At 54.0% G+C, this 19,055-nt stretch carries 20 protein-coding genes; 8 read left to right on the forward strand and 12 right to left on the reverse strand.

Going from position 1 to position 19,055, the window contains the following annotated elements:
- Window positions 1–93: 93 nt before the first annotated feature.
- The 3 genes from RHN82_RS00380 to RHN82_RS00390 are packed head-to-tail and all read right to left on the reverse strand — an operon-like array spanning window position 94 to window position 2,613.
- The gene (locus tag RHN82_RS00380; protein WP_003857677.1) at window positions 94–906 is read right to left on the reverse strand and encodes a MetQ/NlpA family ABC transporter substrate-binding protein; all 813 of its coding nucleotides are present in this window, start codon (window positions 904–906) and stop codon (window positions 94–96) included.
- Between the two features lie 23 nt (window positions 907–929).
- Window positions 930–1,598, reverse strand: a complete 669-nt coding sequence (locus tag RHN82_RS00385) for a methionine ABC transporter permease (RefSeq protein WP_047051426.1) — start codon at window positions 1,596–1,598, stop codon at window positions 930–932.
- Window positions 1,591–2,613: a methionine ABC transporter ATP-binding protein gene (locus RHN82_RS00390; RefSeq protein WP_047051427.1), complete on the reverse strand. Its 1,023-nt coding sequence runs from the start codon at window positions 2,611–2,613 to the stop codon at window positions 1,591–1,593. Before RHN82_RS00390 ends, RHN82_RS00385 begins: the two co-directional genes overlap by 8 nt.
- A gap of 399 nt (window positions 2,614–3,012) precedes the next feature.
- Between RHN82_RS00390 and RHN82_RS00395 the strand changes: the two genes are divergently transcribed.
- From RHN82_RS00395 to lpp, 4 genes are all read left to right on the forward strand, one after another.
- Window positions 3,013–4,383, forward strand: coding sequence for a cystathionine beta-synthase (locus RHN82_RS00395; protein ID WP_045142545.1), 1,371 nt, complete (start codon window positions 3,013–3,015; stop codon window positions 4,381–4,383).
- A 12-nt stretch (window positions 4,384–4,395) separates the two neighbouring features.
- Window positions 4,396–5,541 carry a PLP-dependent aspartate aminotransferase family protein gene (locus RHN82_RS00400; RefSeq protein ID WP_047051428.1) on the forward strand — a complete coding sequence of 382 codons (1,146 nt, stop codon included), beginning with the start codon at window positions 4,396–4,398 and terminating at the stop codon, window positions 5,539–5,541.
- 377 nt (window positions 5,542–5,918) lie between these two features.
- On the forward strand, window positions 5,919–7,340 hold the full coding sequence (pykF, locus tag RHN82_RS00405; RefSeq protein WP_003857687.1) for a pyruvate kinase PykF: 1,422 nt from the start codon (window positions 5,919–5,921) through the stop codon (window positions 7,338–7,340).
- Between the two features lie 312 nt (window positions 7,341–7,652).
- On the forward strand, window positions 7,653–7,889 hold the full coding sequence (lpp, locus tag RHN82_RS00410; protein ID WP_001082307.1) for a murein lipoprotein Lpp: 237 nt from the start codon (window positions 7,653–7,655) through the stop codon (window positions 7,887–7,889).
- A gap of 60 nt (window positions 7,890–7,949) precedes the next feature.
- Here lpp and RHN82_RS00415 read toward each other — a convergent pair whose 3' ends face one another.
- From RHN82_RS00415 to sufA, 7 genes are all read right to left on the reverse strand, one after another.
- Window positions 7,950–8,963, reverse strand: a complete 1,014-nt coding sequence (locus RHN82_RS00415; RefSeq protein ID WP_047051429.1) for a L,D-transpeptidase family protein — start codon at window positions 8,961–8,963, stop codon at window positions 7,950–7,952.
- A gap of 97 nt (window positions 8,964–9,060) precedes the next feature.
- Window positions 9,061–9,477: a cysteine desulfuration protein SufE gene (gene sufE / locus RHN82_RS00420; protein ID WP_017693566.1), complete on the reverse strand. Its 417-nt coding sequence runs from the start codon at window positions 9,475–9,477 to the stop codon at window positions 9,061–9,063.
- 14 nt (window positions 9,478–9,491) lie between these two features.
- Entirely contained in the window at window positions 9,492–10,712 is a 1,221-nt protein-coding gene (gene sufS, locus RHN82_RS00425) for a cysteine desulfurase SufS (protein WP_047051431.1), read from the reverse strand.
- A complete protein-coding gene (gene sufD / locus RHN82_RS00430) occupies window positions 10,709–11,980 on the reverse strand; it encodes a Fe-S cluster assembly protein SufD (RefSeq protein WP_047051432.1) in 1,272 nt (423 codons plus the stop codon). Before sufD ends, sufS begins: the two co-directional genes overlap by 4 nt.
- Entirely contained in the window at window positions 11,955–12,701 is a 747-nt protein-coding gene (gene sufC, locus RHN82_RS00435; RefSeq protein WP_047051434.1) for a Fe-S cluster assembly ATPase SufC, read from the reverse strand. The genes sufD and sufC overlap by 26 nt, the downstream gene beginning before the upstream one ends.
- Window positions 12,702–12,710: 9 nt before the next feature.
- Complete coding sequence (gene sufB / locus RHN82_RS00440; protein WP_003857739.1) at window positions 12,711–14,201, reverse strand: Fe-S cluster assembly protein SufB; 1,491 nt, start codon at window positions 14,199–14,201, stop codon at window positions 12,711–12,713.
- Between the two features lie 8 nt (window positions 14,202–14,209).
- Window positions 14,210–14,578, reverse strand: a complete 369-nt coding sequence (gene sufA, locus RHN82_RS00445; protein ID WP_003857741.1) for a Fe-S cluster assembly scaffold SufA — start codon at window positions 14,576–14,578, stop codon at window positions 14,210–14,212.
- Between the two features lie 492 nt (window positions 14,579–15,070).
- Between sufA and RHN82_RS00450 the strand changes: the two genes are divergently transcribed.
- Together RHN82_RS00450 and RHN82_RS00455 are read left to right on the forward strand one after the other, a co-directional pair.
- Window positions 15,071–15,433 carry a hypothetical protein gene (locus RHN82_RS00450; RefSeq protein ID WP_047051437.1) on the forward strand — a complete coding sequence of 121 codons (363 nt, stop codon included), beginning with the start codon at window positions 15,071–15,073 and terminating at the stop codon, window positions 15,431–15,433.
- Window positions 15,433–15,891: a DUF3828 domain-containing protein gene (locus tag RHN82_RS00455; protein ID WP_047051438.1), complete on the forward strand. Its 459-nt coding sequence runs from the start codon at window positions 15,433–15,435 to the stop codon at window positions 15,889–15,891. Before RHN82_RS00450 ends, RHN82_RS00455 begins: the two co-directional genes overlap by 1 nt.
- A gap of 109 nt (window positions 15,892–16,000) precedes the next feature.
- Here the strand turns inward: RHN82_RS00455 and RHN82_RS00460 are convergent, their stop codons facing one another.
- Window positions 16,001–16,729, reverse strand: a complete 729-nt coding sequence (locus RHN82_RS00460) for a MerR family transcriptional regulator (RefSeq protein WP_047051440.1) — start codon at window positions 16,727–16,729, stop codon at window positions 16,001–16,003.
- 188 nt (window positions 16,730–16,917) lie between these two features.
- Entirely contained in the window at window positions 16,918–18,138 is a 1,221-nt protein-coding gene (locus RHN82_RS00465) for a diguanylate phosphodiesterase (RefSeq protein WP_047051441.1), read from the reverse strand.
- A gap of 339 nt (window positions 18,139–18,477) precedes the next feature.
- On the opposite strand from RHN82_RS00465, the gene ycgZ reads away from it, so the two are divergent.
- Complete coding sequence (ycgZ, locus tag RHN82_RS00470; protein ID WP_045349022.1) at window positions 18,478–18,717, forward strand: regulatory protein YcgZ; 240 nt, start codon at window positions 18,478–18,480, stop codon at window positions 18,715–18,717.
- A 4-nt stretch (window positions 18,718–18,721) separates the two neighbouring features.
- Window positions 18,722–19,042 carry a hypothetical protein gene (locus tag RHN82_RS00475; protein WP_047051444.1) on the forward strand — a complete coding sequence of 107 codons (321 nt, stop codon included), beginning with the start codon at window positions 18,722–18,724 and terminating at the stop codon, window positions 19,040–19,042.
- Window positions 19,043–19,055: the final 13 nt, after the last annotated feature.

Below are 19,055 nucleotides of genomic sequence, written 5' to 3' on the forward strand. Positions count from 1 at the left end.
GCCCTAAACCGTCAGCTTAAATCATTCGTCGGCTGGATACAAAAAAGAAGCCCGGCGTGTTGTTCGCCGGGCTTCGTCTGGAAAATCAGCAGATTAGTTGTTTACCGGGATGACTGCGCCTTTGTATTTGGTGCGGATCCAGTCCTGAATCTCTTTGGAGTGCAGCACGTTCACCAGCGCGACGATATCCTTCTTCTTCTCATCACCGCGATGAACGGTAATGATGTTGGCGTACGGGTTATTCTCACCGCTTTCTACCGCAATGGGATCGTGGACCGGATCCAGACCGGCATCAATTGCGTAGTTGGCGTTGATCACAACCGCAGCACCTTCGTCGTTGTTGTACATCTGCGGCAGCAGAGACGCTTCGACGTTAGGGGTGAATTGCAGCTTTTTCGGGTTCTCCACGATATCGCTGATGCGCGCGGTCACTTTATCGATGCCTGGCTTCAGCTTGATCACGCCCTCTTTTTCGAAGATGGAGAGAATACGCCCTTCCTCGGAAACCGCATCACGCATGATGATTTTGCCGCCCTCCGGCAGATCCTTCAGCGATTTGTATTTTTTCGAATAGATCCCGATCGGCTCAATGTGGATTGCGCCCGCACTGACAAAATCATAATCCTTATCGCCCGCGTGATCTTTCAGGACGCTGTTCAGATAAGGGATGTGCTGGAAATAGTTGGCGTCAATGTCATGCCCCGCCAGCGCCGTGTTTGGCAGAATGTAGTCCTGGAACGGTTTAATCTCCAGATCGATCCCCTGCTTCGCCAGAATCGGCTTAGCCTGCTCCAGAATTTCCGCGTGCGGGGTGTTGGACGCCCCCACGGTGAGCGTGTCCGCCCAGGAGGCAAAACTCAGGGCGCTCAGGGTTGCGGCGGCGATCAGTGTCAGTGTCTTTTTCATGATGTGGTTCCTGTGTGTATTTATTAGCGTTTATCTAACAGTGAAGTAATGGCATCGCCGACGAACTGGATAATGAACACGATGATCAGAATGGTCACCGTTGCCACCAGCGTGACGTCACCATGGTTGCGCTGGAATCCTTCCAGATAAGCCAGATTTCCCAAACCGCCGGCACCTATCACCCCTGCCATTGCGCTGTAGCTCACCAGCGCAATCAGCGTCACCGTCATACCTGAAACCAGTGCGGGTGAAGATTCCGGCAATAAAACCCGAAACACTAACGTACTCAGCCGCGCGCCCATCGAACGCGTGGCCTCAATGACTCCTTTGTCCACTTCTCGCAGGGCAATCTCGACCAGACGGGCGTAGAACGGCGCCGCACCCACAATCAGGGCGGGCAGCGCAGCGTTAGCGCCAAGAATGGTCCCCACAACGGTCTTGGTGAACGGGATCAGCAGGACGATGAGAATGATGAACGGAATCGAGCGGAACACGTTCACCACAATCGACATCACGCTGTAGACCGTGCGGTTGTGGAATAACCCGCCGCGGGCAGATAAAAACAGCGCCAGACCGAGCGCGATCCCCAGGACAAACGTCGCCACGCCGGAAAGCGCGGTCATGTAAAGCGTCTCCTGAGTTGCAGCCCAAAGCTGATCCCACTTCAGGTGCGGAAAAAGTTCTTCAGCCATGCTTGATTACCTCGCCTTCAATATCGCTTTGCTTCAGGTCGGCGAGGATATTGTTCAGTTGTTCATCCGATGCCACTACGTGCACCCAGAGCTGCCCGAAAACACCGTGGGCGGTTTGCGTCATTTTGCCGTGCAGGATGTTAAACGGCAGGCCGTAACGCAGGGTCAGTTCACCGACGATCGGCCTGTGCGTACTGTGCCCGGTGAAGGTCAGCCTGATCACCGTGCCTTCCAGATCGTTTGCCAGTTCGGTATTGAAGGTCTCTTCCTCCGCGTACTGGCTCACCTGGCGGACAAACTGCCGGGTGATCGGCTGCTGCGGATGCGTAAACACGCTCAGCACGTCCCCCTCTTCCACTACCTTGCCGTTCTCCATTACCGCCACGCGGTCGCAGATTTTGCGCACCACGTGCATCTCATGCGTAATGAGTACGATGGTCAGGTTAAAACGACGGTTAATGTCCAGGAGCAGATCGAGGATCTGATCGGTGGTTTGTGGATCCAGCGCCGAGGTGGCTTCGTCACACAGCAGTACGTCCGGATGATTGGCCAGCGCGCGGGCAATGCCCACACGCTGTTTTTGCCCGCCGCTCAGCTGCGACGGGTAGGCATTCTCGCGCCCCTTCAGGCCGACCAGCTCCACCAGTTCGGCAACGCGAGCCTGAATTTGCGCTTTTGGCACACCGGCAATTTGCATTGAAAAGGCGATGTTTTCCTTCACCGTGCGCGACCAGAGCAGATTAAAGTGCTGGAACACCATGCTGATTTTCAGGCGTGCCTGACGCAGCGCTTCTCCCTTCGCGGCGGAGATATCCTGGCCGTTAATGGTGACGCTGCCGACGCTCGGCTTTTCCAGACCGTTCAGCAGACGGATCAGCGTACTTTTCCCGGCCCCGCTGTAACCGATGATCCCGTAAATCTGTCCCTGCTCTATCGTCAGGTTGACGTTATCAACGGCTGTCAGCGCCTGTTTCCCGTTGTCAAAAACCTTCGAAATATTGCTGAGTACGATCATTCTTATTCGTTATCCGTTTCGCATATAGCGGTTTAGCAGTATGGATGTCCAAAAGATAGTAAACAGCCGTTATCAGCTTTTAAATGACCAAAAAAGAATTTCTTATAATAATGCGGAATAAGCGGCGAACTGGCAGGTGAAAAGCATTTAGATGAATATCAGCAATAATTATCTGCCATTTGCATATCAGGTCTCATTCACCCGACGAAATTGGCTAATTTTGCAGCACTTTATGCGGATATAGCCATCCTCACATCCGGACAACTTTACGTCTTGCTGTCTTTCCATCTGAAAACACAAGGATTATTCCTTTCCGTTCTAAAACGCAGTGAAACGTTCTTTATTGAGAAAATTTCATGGTTCTATCATCCGGTCATCACCTCTTCACAGGACATGACCATGACGCTTTACCACTCCGTCACCGAACTGATTGGCCGTACGCCGCTCATCCAGCTGCACAAGCTGGACACCGGCCCCTGCTCGTTGTTTCTGAAGCTGGAAAACCAGAATCCCGGCGGCTCGATTAAAGACCGCGTCGCGCTGTCGATGATTAACGAAGCCGAGCGTACGGGCCAACTACGGCCTGGCGGCACCATTATTGAAGCCACGGCGGGGAACACCGGCCTGGGGCTGGCGTTGATTGCGGCGCAGAAGGGCTACTCGCTGATCCTGGTGGTGCCGGACAAAATGAGCCGCGAGAAGATTTTCCACCTGCGGGCGTTAGGGGCGCAGGTCGTGCTGACCCGCTCGGATGTGAATAAAGGGCATCCGGCCTACTACCAGGATTATGCCCGGCGGCTGGCGAACGAACTGCCAGGCGCGTTTTATATCGACCAGTTCAATAACGCGGCCAATCCGCTGGCGCACCGCACCACTACCGCACCGGAACTGTTTGAACAGCTTGACGGTCAGATCGATGCCATCGTCGTCGGCGTGGGGTCCGGCGGTACGCTGGGCGGCTTACAGGCGTGGTTTGCAGAACATTCGCCGCAGACGGAATTTGTGCTTGCCGATCCGGCCGGGTCGGTGCTGGCGGACCAGGTTGAGACCGGACGCCATCACGATGCCGGCTCGTGGCTGGTTGAGGGGATTGGCGAAGACTTTATCCCTCCGCTGGCGCACATCGAAGGGGTTAACCGCGCCTGGCGCATTACCGATCGCGAGGCGTTCACCACCGCCCGCGATCTGCTAAAAACGGAAGGGATTCTGGCAGGCTCCTCCACCGGCACGCTGCTGGCGGCGGCGCTGAAATATTGCCAGGCGCAGACTACTCCAAAACGTGTGGTCACCTTCGCCTGCGACAGCGGCAATAAATACCTCTCGAAGATGTTCAACGACGACTGGATGCGTCAGCAGGGGCTAATTTCGCGTCCGCAGGCAGGCGATCTCTCGGACTATATTGCCCTGCGCCACGATGAAGGCGCGACGGTGACTGCCGCCCCGGACGACACGCTTTCCACCGTACTGGCCCGCATGCGCCTGTACGACATCTCCCAGCTGCCGGTGCTCGATAACGACAAGGTCGTCGGCATCATCGACGAGTGGGACCTGCTGCGACACATCGGGGGAGATGCCGATCGCTTCTCACTCCCCGTGACGGCAGCCATGACGCGTCAGGTCGAATATCTGGATAAGCAGGCCCCGGAGAGCGCCCTGTACGCCATCTTTGACCGTGGCCTCGTGGCGATTATTTATGACGCAGATCGCTTTCTGGGTCTGATCACACGCAGTGACGTACTTACCGCCTGGCGTAACCGCCTGACGAAATAAAAGGAGCGAAAGATGAAAAACCTGGCCACCCTCAGCGTTCACAGCGGTGAGTATCACGACCCGCACGGCGCCGTGATGCCGCCAATTTACGCCACGTCGACGTTTGCGCAACCGGCACCGGGTGAACATACCGGCTACGAATACTCCCGGAGCGGCAACCCAACCCGCCACGCGCTGGAGACCGCCATCGCCGAACTGGAAGGCGGCACGCGCGGGTACGCTTTCGCGTCAGGGCTGGCGGCCATTTCCACCGTGCTCGAACTGCTGGATAAAGACAGCCATATCGTCGCCATTGACGACGTGTATGGCGGTACGTATCGCCTGATCGAAAACGTGCGCAAACGCAGCACCGGGTTACAGGTGAGCTGGGTTAAGCCGGACGATGTAGCCGGACTTGAGGCCGCCATTCGCCCGGACACCCGCATGATCTGGGTGGAAACGCCGACGAACCCGCTGCTGAAACTGGCCGACCTGGAGGCCATCGCGGACATTGCCCGGCGCCATAATGCGATCAGCGTGGCGGATAATACCTTCGCCTCCCCGGTCATTCACCGGCCGCTGGAGGCGGGGTTCGACATAGTGGTCCACTCCGCCACTAAATATCTCAACGGTCATTCAGACGTGGTTGCCGGGCTGGCTGTTGTCGGGGCGAATAAGGATCTCGCGGAGCGTCTGGGCTATCTGCAAAACGCGGTTGGCGGCGTTCTGGATCCGTTCAGCAGCTTCCTGACGCTGCGGGGCATTCGCACCCTCTCTCTGCGCGTTGAGAAGCACAGCGCCAACGCGCTGGCGATTGCGCAATGGCTGGAGCAGCATCCGCAGGTAGACCGCGTGTTCTATCCCGGGCTGACGTCACATCCCCAGTATGCGCTGGCCCGCAGGCAAATGGCGCTGCCGGGCGGCATGATCTCCGTAGTGATTAAAGGCGATGCGCAACGCGCGACAGAGGTGATCCGTCATCTTACGCTCTTTACCCTGGCGGAAAGCCTGGGCGGTGTGGAGAGTCTGGTGAGCCAGCCCTACAGCATGACCCATGCCTCCATTCCTCTGGCGCAGCGTCTTGCAAACGGCATTGTGCCGCAGCTTATCCGCCTGTCGGTGGGGATTGAGGATGCGAAGGATCTGATCGCCGACCTTCAACAGGCGCTGGAAAAGTGAGCAAAAAACGGCGGGCGTTGCGCCTGCCGTCATAAGATGACATTAGGCCTTAACGCCTTGATAACAAACTTATGTGAATCTGCACAGATTGTTTTTGAAACGCTGTTTCCATTTTCCTTTTTACTGTAAATCAGCGTATAATGCGCGCCAAATCCCTGGTGAATGGTTTCAGCGCTTGGAATACAAAAAACAACGTACAACTTCTCCTCTCCTTCGTTGGGCTGGCACTCAGGCACACTTTCTTCTGCACGCTCATTTGATGTCACCTATTCTTAGTGCGTGTCATATACGCTTTCGCAACACAGGTTTGACTCCGCGGCGGTGCGCCCCCGGAGCGAGATTTCCATATCCTTCCCAACTTAAAGACTAAGACTGTCATGAAAAAGACGAAAATTGTTTGTACCATCGGCCCGAAAACCGAATCCGAAGAGATGCTGAGCAAAATGCTGGATGCCGGCATGAACGTGATGCGTCTGAACTTCTCCCACGGCGACTATGCTGAACACGGTCAGCGTATCCAGAACTTGCGCAACGTGATGAGCAAGACCGGGAAAAAAGCGGCGATCCTGCTCGACACCAAAGGTCCTGAAATCCGCACCATCAAACTGGAAGGCGGTAACGACGTTTCCCTGAAAGCGGGCCAGACCTTCACCTTCACCACCGACAAATCCGTTGTAGGTAACAACGAAATTGTTGCCGTGACCTACGAAGGCTTCACCAGCGACCTGTCCGTTGGCAACACCGTGCTGGTGGATGACGGCCTGATCGGCATGGAAGTGACCGCGATCGAAGGCAACAAGGTTATCTGTAAAGTGCTGAACAACGGCGACCTGGGCGAAAACAAAGGCGTTAACCTGCCGGGTGTGTCCATTGCGCTGCCAGCGCTGGCTGAAAAAGACAAACAAGACCTGATCTTCGGTTGCGAACAAGGCGTGGACTTCGTTGCTGCCTCCTTTATCCGTAAACGTTCTGACGTGGTTGAGATCCGTGAGCACCTGAAAGCGCACGGCGGCGAGAACATTCAGATCATCTCCAAGATCGAAAACCAGGAAGGCCTGAACAACTTCGACGAAATCCTCGAAGCGTCTGACGGTATCATGGTTGCGCGTGGCGACCTGGGCGTTGAAATCCCGGTTGAAGAAGTGATCTTCGCGCAGAAGATGATGATCGAGAAATGTGTTCGCGCGCGTAAAGTGGTTATCACCGCAACGCAGATGCTGGACTCCATGATCAAAAACCCACGCCCTACCCGCGCTGAAGCAGGCGACGTGGCGAACGCCATCCTCGACGGTACCGATGCCGTTATGCTGTCTGGTGAATCTGCAAAAGGGAAATACCCTCTGGAAGCGGTCAGCATCATGGCGACCATCTGTGAGCGTACCGACCGCGTGATGAAAAGCCGTCTGGATTACAACAACGACAGCCGTAAACTGCGCATCACCGAAGCCGTGTGCCGTGGTGCGGTAGAAACCGCTGAAAAACTGGAAGCCCCGCTGATTGTCGTGGCGACCCAGGGCGGTAAATCTGCGCGTGCCGTGCGTAAATACTTCCCGGATGCGACCATTCTGGCGCTGACCACCAACGAAACCACCGCGCGTCAGCTGGTGCTGAGCAAAGGCGTGATCCCACACCTGGTGAAAGAGATTGCCTCTACCGATGATTTCTATCGTCTGGGTAAAGAAGTGGCGCTGGAACTGGTTGATTGTGGCCTGGCCCAGAAAGGCGACGTGGTGGTTATGGTTTCTGGCGCGCTGGTTCCAAGCGGCACCACCAACACGGCATCCGTCCACGTGCTGTAATATTTCACGAACAAATTATTGTTTTGTTAAAAAGCGTCCTTCGGGGCGCTTTTTTTATTCCCGCCTTTAACCAGAACTATTCAAAAAGCAAATCGGGTTTTTCTATTTAATCGCGATTTATCTAAGATGAATCCGATGAAAAATGCCTTTTTTAACATAGCTTTTTCGTCAAAATTGCCGATTTCGTTGCTTCTTTGAGCGAACGATCAAAAATAGGCGTAATCCCATCAAAAAAATATTCTCAACCCAAAAAACTTTGTGTAATACTTGTAACGCTACATGGAGATTAACTCAATCTAGAGGGTATTAATAATGAATCGTACTAAACTGGTACTGGGCGCGGTAATCCTGGGTTCTACTCTGCTGGCAGGTTGCTCCAGCAACGCTAAAATCGATCAGCTGTCTTCTGACGTTCAGACTCTGAACGCTAAAGTTGACCAGCTGAGCAACGACGTGAACGCAATGCGTTCCGACGTTCAGGCTGCTAAAGACGACGCAGCTCGCGCTAACCAGCGTCTGGACAACCAGGCTACTAAATACCGTAAGTAATAGTACCTGTTAATAAAATGGCGCACATTGTGCGCCATTTTTTTTGCCTTCGTCAAACCTCTACTGAAGCGCCTTCTCGCCCTCGCCTTCCGCCACCGCCGCTGAGACACGACTGTTCTGCACCGACAGGACAGAATTGCTGGCTGACGAACCACTGCCTGCTGAAACGGCAACCGGGATCCCCGCTCTGCGCGCCAGGGCTTTATCGATAAGCGTTTTATCGCTACCTGATTCCGCAGCAAAAGCGGTAAACGCCGCCGAGTGCGTGAACGGCACCGTCTGTGGGTTTTCGCCCTCAGCCTGCGCCAGCGGCCTGTGCACTTCGATATAACGTTTGCCGTCCGGCTCGACGGAGAACTTCACCGGCTCATTGATGATCTGCACCCGCGTGCCGACGCGCACTTGCTCAAACAACGCTTTGATATCCGGCGCGTTCATTCGCATACAACCCGAGCTGACCCGCAGCCCTACGCTGTCCGGCGCGCTGGTGCCGTGAATAAGATATTCCCCATTCCCTATGCCCAGACGCAGCGCAAAGCGCCCCAGCGGGTTATTTGGCCCTGCGGGTACCACAGGCGGCAGTTTAATGCCCTGGGCCAGTGAGCGCGCTCTGATGCCCGCTGTGGGGGTCCATGTAGGGTTAGGGATTTTCTGACTCACACGGGTGGTGCTAACCGGTGTTTCCAGCCCAAGCTGACCAATACCCAGCGGATAGACCTGCACGATATTTTCGCCAGGCGGATAGAAGTAAAGACGCAGCTCCGCCAGATTCACCACAATGCCCTCGCGCTCGGTGTCCGGCAGTAGCATCTGGGAAGGGATCGTAATGACCGTTCCTGGCGCAGGGTTCACTGGTGCAATGGTATTATTTGTTTCAAGGATGAGCTGTGCGGCGGTATTAAACCGACGAGCGATAGACTGAAGTTTATTGTCACCTTCCTGAATGGTGTATGTCTGGTTTTGCCCAATCAGGCGGCTGCCTGCGGGCGGTAAAGGATAATCAACCGCCCTGGCTGAATTAACAGCACTGAGCGAACCAAGGAGTAATAGAGTTATTAGAGACGCGCGCTTCATGCTGAGATTCCTTATTCACTGACCAAACGTCAGAAAGCTGAAAAACCAGCGAGGTGGAAACCACCCCGCGAAACAGAATGAATGCTGTTCTGTCAGTTTAGCTAAGGATTGCGGCTTTGGCGCGTATGGCGCGGATCATCGCTTCCAGCCCCTGGGATCGGGACGGGGTGAGGTGTTGAGTTAAGGCCATTTTTTCAAACCACGGGCGAACGTCAAAGGCGACAATATCCTGCGCCGACATCTGATGATAAAGAATAAATACGACGGCAATAAGCCCCTTCACAATGGCGGCATCGCTGTCACCCTGTAATTCGATTACGCCTTCATCCGTCTGCTGCATCAGGATCCAGACCTGGCTCTGGCAGCCCTGGATGATGTTGTCCGGGTTATGCGCCTCTTCGCTGAGCGGCGGCAGGCGCTGACCCAGCTCGATGATATAAAGGTATTTCTCTTCCCAGTTTGCGCAACGCCCAAAGTTGCGCAGCAATTTATCTCTGTCCGGCAAATCTGCCATCTCTCGCCTCTCCGTTAGCCAAGCAGCTGGTGAATACGTTTTAGTCCCGCCACCAGTCTGTCGACCTCTTCCGTTGTGTTGTACATCACCAGCGATGCGCGGCACATAGCCGGTACCTGATAATACGCCATCAGCGGCATCGCGCAGTGATGCCCGGTACGCACAGCGACGCCGTAATTATCAAGGAAACTGCCCACATCATAGGCGTGATGCTTGCCGAGGTTGAAGGCTATCACACCCAGACGGTCAGCAGGACCATATAAGGTCAGATCCGGGACGCTGGCAAGCTCCTGCAAGGCATAATGCATCAGCAGCTGTTCGTACTCCTGAATCGCCGCCAGCCCCGTTTCAGAGACGTAGCTAATGGCCGCGCCCAGCCCGATGATCCCGCCCGTGTTGGGCGTACCCGCCTCGAAGCGCCAGGGCGCACGGGCGTAGGTTGTGCCGTCCGTCAGGCTGACGGTGGCGATCATTGACCCGCCCCCTTCCCACGGCGGCATGGCCTGGAGAATGTCCTCTTTCACATACAACACGCCGATGCCCGTCGGGCCATAGAGCTTGTGCCCGGAGAAGACGTAGAAATCGCAGTCCAGGGCCTGAACGTCAACCGCATGGTGCATCACCGCCTGGGCACCATCAATCAACACTTTCGCACCGGCCTGATGGGCTTTGTCGACGATCAGCGCCACCGGATTTTCCGTCCCCAGTACGTTTGAAACGTGAGTCACCGCCACCAGCCGCGTTCTGTCGTCCAGCAGAGCGTCCAGTTTTTCCAGCTGGAGCGTGCCGTCTTCATTCAGAGGGATCACCCGCAGTTGCGCCCCCACACGCTCACAGAGCATCTGCCAGGGCACGATGTTGGCGTGGTGCTCCATCTGGGTGATGATGATGTTATCCCCCGCGTGCACCTGCGCATTGCCCCAGCTGTTAGCCACCAGGTTGATCCCTTCGGTGGTGCCACGCACGAACACCAGCTCTTCCGGCGAACGCGCGTTGAGGAAGGCTGCAACCTGCGTGCGCACGTTTTCCATGCGCTGGGTCGCCTCGGCGCTCAGGGTGTGGATCCCGCGATGTACCGCCGCATAACCGTGGCGGTAAAACTCGGCTTCCGCATCCACCACCTGATTCGGTTTTTGCGCGCTGGCCGCACTGTCGAGATAGGCCAGCGGCAGACCGTTCACTTCACGGGTCAGTACCGGAAAATCTGCCCGGACTTTCTCTACGGGAAATGTCATGCTTCGCCTCCAGGCAGCCGCTGACCGATACGGGCCAGCACCTGCTGTTTAAGTCCGCCATCGGGCAGCGCTTCCGTCAGCTCAGCCGCAAAGGCGTAAATAATCATCTTTTGCGCGGCCTGCTGGTCTATCCCGCGCGAGCGCAGGTAGAACATCTGCTCATCGTCAATACGCCCGACCGTCGCGCCGTGGCTGCATTTTACGTCGTCCGCATAGATTTCCAGCTGTGGTTTGGTGTCCACCTCTGCCAGACGTCCCAGCAAGAGGTTGTTGTTGGTCATCTGCCCGTCAGTTTTGATGGCGTGCTGCGCCACGTTGATCAGGCCGTTAAACACCGCACGGCCTTTGTCGCTGACGATGGTTTTGTGCAGCTGACGGCTGTTGCAGTAGCCTTTGTTATGCTCAAGCCAGGTGCGCGTGTCGCACACTTCTGACTTCACCGGCATCGCCAGGCTGTTAATACGCAGCGTAGTGTTCTCACCGTTCAGCTGGGTGCTGGTGTTGTGGCGCAGCACCGCGCCGCCAAGCAGGAAGCTGTGGCTGTACGCCGCGGCATCCTGGCCCAGCAGAATATCGTTGTGGGCGAAGTGGTGGCTGAGCGAATTTTCAAACGCCAGCTTGATGTGGTGCAGCTGGGCATTGGCCGCCACGTTCATCGTCAGACGCGAACCGGTGAAATGACGGGTATCGTTAAGGCTGACGTAATGCTCGATCACCGTCGCCTCTGCCCCTTCTGCCAGCTCAAAATGGTGGCGATAGTGGGCGGTGTTAATCTCATCACCCTCAACGCCCTGGGTGATATGCATTAGCAGCAGCGGCTTAGCCGGACGCTGGTTACGCTTAACGCGAATATGGGTGACAGACTGCGACAGGCTCTCTGTCAGGTGCAGGAAGACTTCAGGCTGAACGGGAGCAGTCAATGACTGGCGCTCATCGTTAATGGCGATATCGAACCCGCTCTCCTGCACGCTGTCGCTCAGCTCCGCCCGGAACTGACCGTCGACAAACACCAGACGCACGGCATCCACGCTCAGCGCCAGCCTGTCGCGCTGATCGGGGCTGACCTGCGCCAGACGGGTGACAAACTCGCCGTTTAGCAGACCATCCAGCGGGGTATATTTCCAGTTCTCATGTTTACGCGTCGGTAAACCGAGACGCAGCATCTGCTGGAGATGGTGCTGAGCCTGTTCAGAGCGCGCTCCCCCCTGCGCTTCAAACAGCCGGTGCCACTGCTGGAGTGCATTACTGCTGTTCGGTAAGCCAGCCATAACCCTGCTCCTCCAGTTGTTTAACCAGCGTAAAGTCACCGGATTTCACAATGCGTCCCTGGTAAAGCACGTGGACATAGTCCGGTTTGATGTAGTCCAGAATTCGCTGGTAGTGAGTGACGATGATAAATGAGCGGTTGCCGTCACGCAGGGAGTTCACCCCGTCGGCAACGATCTTCAGGGCATCGATATCCAGCCCTGAATCGGTCTCATCGAGAATGCACAGCGCTGGCTCCAGAACCGCCATTTGCAGAATATCGTTACGTTTCTTCTCACCGCCGGAGAAACCCACGTTTACCGAGCGGGTCAGCAGATCTTCCGGCATTTTCAGCAGCTTAATCTTCTCTTCCATCAGATCCTGGAAGTCAAAGCGATCCAGCGCCTCAAGGCCGCGATACTTGCGCACCGCGTTCAGCGCGGTTTGCAGGAAGAACTGGTTGCTGACGCCCGGAATTTCCACCGGATACTGGAAGGCCATAAAGATGCCCTCGCCGGCACGCTCTTCCGGCGACATCTCCAGCAGATCTTTGCCGTTAAACTCAACGGAGCCGCGGGTGACTTCATAATCTTCGCGTCCTGCCAGCGTCGCTGAAAGCGTACTTTTCCCGGAGCCGTTTGGCCCCATGATGGCGTGAACTTCACCCGGTTTGACGTCAAAATTGAGGCCACGCAGGATCTCTTTCTCTTCCACGCTAACCTGTAAATCTTTAATGCTTAACATGTGCTTTCCTTAACCGACGCTGTGTTCAAGACTAATGGCGAGGAGTTTCTGGGCTTCAACGGCAAATTCCAGCGGCAGTTCAGAGAACACGTCCTTACAGAAGCCGTTAACGATCATTGAAATCGCATCTTCTTCACTGATCCCGCGTTGCAGGCAGTAGAAAAGCTGATCTTCACCAATACGTGACGTAGTAGCCTCATGCTCGAGCTGGGCGCTGTTATTGCGGCATTCGACATACGGGAAGGTGTGCGCCCCGCAGTCCGCGCCAATCAGCATGGAGTCACACTGGGTGAAGTTACGCGCGTTGGTAGCCGTCGGCATGATTTTCACCAGCCCGCGATAGCTGTTCTGGCTGTGACCGGCAGAGATCCCTTTGGAGATGATGGTCGATTTGGTGTTTTTACCGATGTGGATCATCTTGGTGCCGGTATCGGCCTGCTGATGACCGCTGGTCAGCGCCACGGAGTAAAACTCACCGATGGAGTTGTCGCCGCGCAGAATACAGCTCGGGTATTTCCAGGTAATGGCGGAGCCGGTTTCTGACTGCGTCCAGGACATTTTGCTGTTTTCGCCTTCGCACAGCGCACGCTTGGTGACGAAGTTCAGAATACCACCGGTGTTGCCGTCGCCCGGGAACCAGTTCTGTACCGTAGAGTATTTCACTTCCGCGTCTTTATGGATGATGACCTCTACCACCGCCGCGTGCAGCTGGTAGCTGTCGCGCACCGGCGCCGAACAGCCTTCGATATAGCTGACGTAGCTGCCTTCATCGGCCACCAGGATGGTGCGTTCAAACTGACCGGTTTTTTCCGCGTTGATGCGGAAATAGGTCGAGAGCTCCATCGGGCAGCGCACGCCTTTCGGCACGTAGATAAAGGTGCCGTCTGACGCTACCGCCGCATTCAGTGCCGCGAAGAAGTTATCGTTACTCGGCACCACGGTACCGATGTACTTTTTCACCAGCTCCGGGTGATCGTGAATGGCTTCCCCGAAGGAGCAGAAAATTATCCCCTGCTCCGCCAGTTTTTCACGGTAGGTGGTTGCCACCGAGACGGAGTCAAAAATGGCGTCTACCGCCACCTCTTTGCCTTCGCGCACGGGCACGCCGAGCTGATTGAACGCCTCTTCCACCTCTTTACTCAGGAAGCTGTTCTCGGCACCGGTTTGCTGTACCGCGCCGGGTTGCGAGGCACAGGTATCATCACAGCTGCCGCAGGAGGGCGCGGAGTAGTAGCTGTAATCCTGATAGTTCAGCTTATCGTAATGCGCTTTCAGCCAGTGGGGTTCTTCCATCTCCAGCCAAGCGCGGAATGCGCTCAGGCGAAACTCCAGCATCCACTCCGGCTCGTTACGTTTCGCCGAAATGGCGCGCACGACCTCTTCGTTGATGCCTTTCGCCAGCTCATCGGTTTGCAGCTGCGTGAAGAAACCCTCTTTATAATTGAGGTGTCCGCCGCTCCAGGTGTTTACATCACTCGTTGCTTCAGTATTACGAGACATAGTACCGCCTATACCCCAAAGCTTTCGCCGCAGCCGCATTCGTTCTGGGCTTTCGGGTTATGAAATTTGAATAACTGGTTTAAACCTTCCCGAACGTAGTCGACTTCGGTTCCATCGATAAACGGCATCGCCTGTAGCGCGACGTATAACTTTGCACCGTCGGTTTCAAAGACCAGATCGTCCTTTTCAGGCTCGGTTACGGTATCCAGCACGTAGCCAAATCCCGCGCAGCCAGTCTGCTTAACGCCTAAGCGTACGCCGAGGATGTCGGGATTTTTTGCCACCAGCTCATGAATATGCGCCGCCGCCGCTGGCGTCAGCGTTAAGCCACGCCAGGCAAAATCGGCCGGATTGAAGGTTTCTGAATGCAGTTCCATAGGTCCACCTCATCTGATAAGCCACCAGGGCATAACACCATGTTAGTGATAACGATTATCACTTCAACCCCCTGCGAGCAGGGGCTTTGGGCTAAACCGCCCTTTTTGGCTACTTTCATTAAGCATAGACCCTGTGACGGGATGCGGATGGGATGGTTAGATTTGTTCAATGCATTGATAAATAATGCATTTCATGATAAAGGCGGTTAGGTGGCGGGCAATGATAAAAATTGCATTGGAAATACCTATTTTTAAGATAGCCAAAGTACGCCCAGGCACCCTATACATTTTTTACGTATGCCTCCCCTTAAGCCAGGTTCTTTTTCATCTTTTTTGCCTTACCTGGGCGCGCATAAAGACGTTTGATGGATGAGTTAACCATTATTTATCAGTCTGATAGTGGTTAAATTCCGATCATGATTAATTACATAAACTTGCCCCTTTTCGGCGTAATGTTTCCCTTTTTAACCATTCAGCTGATAAGGAAATTTTATGTCATGGAATAAACATGAGGCTGTTTCATATGCTCGCAGCCATGCCCATCATGAAAGTGGTGGTTATTGCGCCCGCGCGGTAGCTGTCGCGATACGTGCAGGCGGGTTGAAAATTGAAGGTGCTGACGCCAAAGACTTTTGGCGTTCTCTCGAAAAGGCGGGCTTCAAAAAAGCATACGGAACCCTTCTGGAAGGTGATGTTGCTGTTATTGATGCGCTACCCGGTGAGAATCAGCACGGGCACGCATGCATTTATGACGGATCCGGAACCTGGTATTCCGATTTCAAACAAAGAACACTCTACCCTGGCCCGACGTACCGAAAAATTCAGCCAAAAATCACAATTTACAGGCATCCGTAATGAAGAAAATATTACTTTTACTCTGCATGGTGTCTGCTGTAGCTAATGCGAAACCACTCGGCCCTGCTGAGCAGGCCGTGAAGTTCAATAAATGGTATGTCAGTCAGATAGCAAAGGACATTTACCCAATATTGGACGGGAACGAGATCGATAAATTCGTCACAGCGTCAACGATGAAAAAACTGCGGCATACGCAGGATCCAGGATACGGAGAAGAAAGTGACGTATTTTACGACGCTGATTTGTTTTTAAAGGCCCAGGATATTCGTGATGACTGGTCAGCGAATGTCGCCGCCATCGCTGTAGATTCCGATCCGGTTTGCGTGAACGTTTACATCGCGTTCGGCAAGAAACAGGAGCATGTTGTCGTTGACTGCATGGCCAAAGAAAACGGGGCGTGGAAAGTGCAATCAGTTACAGCTGCACAGTACACGCGAAATGTTGCTGGCGACAAATGAGCGACGATATGACAGGGGTACTGATGCAATGCATCTTTGAGAATACCCCTGTCGTATCGCCAGAAAGCAAAAATCCCGCGCTGGCGGTTTACCGTCGGCCCCCTTAACATCAGTGATGGAACGAAACGGCGAAACCCTGTTCACGCCAGTGGTCGAGCTGCTCCTGTTGACGAGGCGTAGGCGCTTTACCGGTCCAGACGAAAATTTTTTGCCCGGGAAAGAGTTCCGGACGCGGAGAATCAATCGGCTCAGCCAGCACGTCGATATGCCAGCCCTTGTAGGCAAGACGGGCCGCTTCCAGCCACAAATGCGTACGGTCGTCGCACTCCCACCCGACCAGCAGCGCATCTTTACCTGCTTTTTTTCGCGACTCACCCAGGCTTGCAACGGCAAACTCAATCAGGACACCATCAAGCAGGCTCGCCATGTGACGCACCGTATTCTGGTCCTGGTTCATTCGCTGCCGCACAGGGGTGATGATGTTATCTATCAGAACATCCATCGCATGGTCACGGCGGAACTCGCCGATTTTGGCGCGCAGTTTTGCCGGATTGGCATAGCGCAGAACGGTTAACATCTCTTCCTGAAACGATGCCCAGTTCCCCTGAGTCATCACTTCTGTATTTTCAAGAAGCGCTTTTACTTTACCGACCGAAACACCCGTTTTCATCAGGCGTTTGATCTCTTCGATACGCAGGATATCTTCATCGTCAAACTGACGATGACCCCCTTCGCTTCGCTGCGGCTTCAACAATCCATAACGGCGCTGCCAGGCACGCAGCGTAACGGGGTTGATACCGCATCGTTCGGCCACTTCGCCGATACTGTAATAGGCCATTAACTCCCTCACGCACAATACTTCCATACCTAACCAAACCAACCTTATCAGATTGTACAAATCATTTGTATAACTAACTCCTCGTTCTGAGACAAGTGAATGGCTCAACGAACCACTCACTCGTTAATGTATTGTTGTATAAATTTAGCCGTACGTACAGGTCACTTTTAAGAGTTACGTACAGGTTTTTATAAATCGTACTTTTTCTCGGGCCAGGCAATCGCCGGAATGCCCCCCACACGCGGGCTGGCGAAAAGGTGCCCCTGGAACTGAGAAATCCCGGCAGATTCCAGCCACATCCACTCTTCAGCCAACTCTACGCCTACCGCACAAAACAGAATTTCCAGGGAGGCGCAGCATTTAATAATTGACTGAATGATCGCCTGACGCGGGCCGCTCTTGTGCACGTTGGCAATCAAATCACGGTTGATCTTGATTCTGTCCGGCTGGAACTGGGCCAGCAGTTGCAGACCGGCGAAACCCGCGCCAAAGTGATCGATGGCCACGCTGATCCCGGCGCTTTTAAGCTGTCTGACCGCGCTGGTGAACTCTTCAAAGCGCGAGATCGCCTCGCTCTCGGTGAACTCGACCACAATTTGCTCCGGCACAAAACCGTTCGCCTCAATTGCCGTCAGTAAAAAATCGACGGCGCCAGGAACATTGACCAGCGTCATCGGCAGCAGATTAATGGACAACGTTTGAGTCTGTAGGCCCAGCGCGCTGGCCATCGACAAAGCCACCTGCTTACTCTTCAGATCCGATTCGTACAGCGCCTCACGCGACAGGTTGGCAAAATAGCTTTCCGGGGAGTCACCGGACGGCGTGCGGATCAGGGCTTCCCAGGAAACCACCTGCTGCATAAACGGATCGACGATAGGTTGAAATGCGAAACTACAGTCCGCACCCTTTGCCACAACCGTTGGCTGGGAGGATAACGGCGTATTTTCGGTGACAAATTCCCAGGCGTCAGCCGGAGGCAGCTCAAAGTAGTTGGCTTTTTCAGTGGCCTCAACGAAGGTGCGGAAAAATTGCAGGGCGCGATCGTTATAGGTCAGCTGATAGCGGGTTGTGCCTTTATCGAGAACCTGTTGCAGCACTTCGTCGGTGTCGTACTGACGAAGGTCAAAGAGCTCCATACCCACGTTGCCAAAACGTCTTGAAGGCCCGTGATCGCTTAACAACTCGACCACGTTGTGATGCCGTGGGTCACGGCAGATGAGCTCATAGATCTCCTTAACGTTCTCAGCGGGCCCTTCAAGTAACTGAAAAAAGTGTGTGCCGTTAAACAGCAAAATCCCCGTCACATCGAACTGGCGATTTCTACAATTTGCAGCAGCGACCATGTCTTCCAGCGCTTTCACTGGAACGTCCTCGCAGATATGACTGCGGTAAATAATGGTTGTGAGCATGCTAATCCTGAAGATTGAGGGGGTGACCACGAAAACACGTGGGGAGAACTCTGTTATAGCACATTAATTGCCCAACAAATAATTTACAACTCAACGATTTACACGGCTTCTTTTCGCCTTTTCCTGGCTTGTACAACTCTGCGACGCCATTTCGAATTGTACAATATATCTTGTGAATCCCGCAGTAAACTGTATACATATAACCATATGATAAATAAATACTTTATTAAATATATTATAAAATATTTAAAAAATTGTACATTTTCAATGTACAGATTTGAAAATTATGTATACCTTAAATGTAACGTTACTGATTACGAAAATTTACAGGAGCGAAACATGCAGCAGAACGGACACTTCGCAGACTCAGCAACAGCAATCGCGCAGTACTTCGAAAAAGCCGCGCTTCCTACTCAACAGGAAACATTGGGTCAGGTTGTTGTTGAAATCCTTAGCGACGGGCGGAATCTGAATCGCAAATCGCTCTGCACAAAACTGTTAAGTCGCCTTGAAAAGGCCAATGGCCCGGAAGAGGAACATCATTATCACATGCTTCTTGGCCTGCTCTTCGAACGTTAATGTTATGAACAGCAGTGATGCGGACAGACTGATCGACCAGCTTATTGGAGAAGCCGCTCTTTCACTTTTGAAGGAGCGCGGTCCCGTGACGACCGAGGGATTGGTTCAGCGTCTGCGTAACATGCAAGCATATGAAAAGGATCCCCAGCGGCGGGAGACATTAGCGAGGGTGATAGCTGAAATCAGCTCTGGCACGGTCGCTTTTAAAGGTCGCAGAACCGCACAAGGACGAATATCGAGAGAGGGATCTCTCAAAAATAACCGAGACAATGTAGTGCCGTTATTTGGAAATGGAAAACCGTCCGATCCCAAAAAGATACATTGACTACAACTTTACA

The organism is Enterobacter cloacae complex sp. EB5 (genome assembly GCF_031432835.1).
Taxonomy (GTDB): domain Bacteria; phylum Pseudomonadota; class Gammaproteobacteria; order Enterobacterales; family Enterobacteriaceae; genus Enterobacter; species Enterobacter hormaechei_C.